Here is a 1,242-nt window from a genome sequence, read left to right as displayed (position 1 = left end):
GGCTCTTCATCATTAACGGGGGACATCCGCATTCATTAAACTGATTTTGCGAAGAATCATTTAATGGAGAGTACAGATGTCCCACGCAGGTACTATTTTAGGCATAAGTGAGTTAGAAATAGAACGTGTTCATCGACATGATTTTATTGAAGTGTGGGCAAAGCCCACAAAAAAGCCGCTATGCAAACATTGTGAGAGTCAACATTTACGCATAAAAGCCACACATAAGCGTACTGTGAAGCACACGCGCCAAGGTAATCAGGTGCTAACGCTACATTTAAAGGTACCTAAGTATCACTGCCGATGCTGTGGTCGTTATTTCAGGCACCCTTTTGTTGGGATCCGGCCACGCTATCGGGCGTCGGAGTGCTTTCGCTTAGAAGTCTTTGAAGCGCACCACGGTGGTGTTACGCAGCGTGGTATCTCACGCACACATCGCATTAGTCCCACTACGGTAGAGCGTTGGTACCAATCACACATCAGCCAAAAATATAAAGAGATTATCAGTCGCCCCTGCCCAGAGATGCTAGGGATAGATGAACACTTTTTTACCCGTAAGAAGGGTTATGCGACGACGTTTGTAGATTTACGACATCGTAGTGTGTTTGATGTAAAACTTGGACGTTCTGAATTAAGTTTACGCTCGTACTTACGCCACCTTCCCAATAAAGAGAACGTTAAGCTCATCGCGATGGACTTATCGGAAACCTATCGTGGTATTGCCAAACGCTATTTCCCTAATGCTACGATAGTCGCTGACCGTTTTCATGTGGTGCGCTTGATAAACCATCACTTCTTAAAAGCGTGGCAGCAACACCACCCTGAAGGACGTAAGAATCGGGGTTTACTTAGTTTGATGCGACGACATCAATGGCATTTAAGCGAGGAGAATAACAGCAACCTACAACGCTACTTAGCTGACTTTCCGGTGTTAAAAACACTGTATGAGGCCAAACAGAAGCTCATCAGGTATATGCTGTTAAAGACTATGAATGAAAAACGAATGGAGAAGACATTACCGAGGTTCTTAGACTTGCTTGAACAGTTACATCACAGTCCACTTCGTACAATGGCCAAAACCTTAACTTCGTGGTTGCAACCTATCATTGCCATGTGGCGCTTTACACGAAACAACGGGATCACTGAAGGCTTCCACAACAAAATGGAAATGATATCGAGAAGAGCGTATGGTTTTAGAAACTTTGAAAATTATCGAATAAGAGTGATGACCCATTGTGGATG

Annotated in this window: 1 protein-coding gene; it reads left to right on the top strand. The window is 44.0% G+C overall.

The genetic code is table 11. The annotated features are described in order from the left end of the window. Positions 1 to 76: 76 nt before the first annotated feature. Positions 77 to 1,242 (top strand): ISL3 family transposase (locus ACFI6L_RS20235; protein WP_462574700.1); only part of this gene is annotated, 1,166 nt, incomplete at its 3' end.

Source organism: Alteromonas sp. G4i35 (genome assembly GCF_054960375.1).
This window is presented reverse-complemented; position numbering and strand designations above follow the sequence as displayed.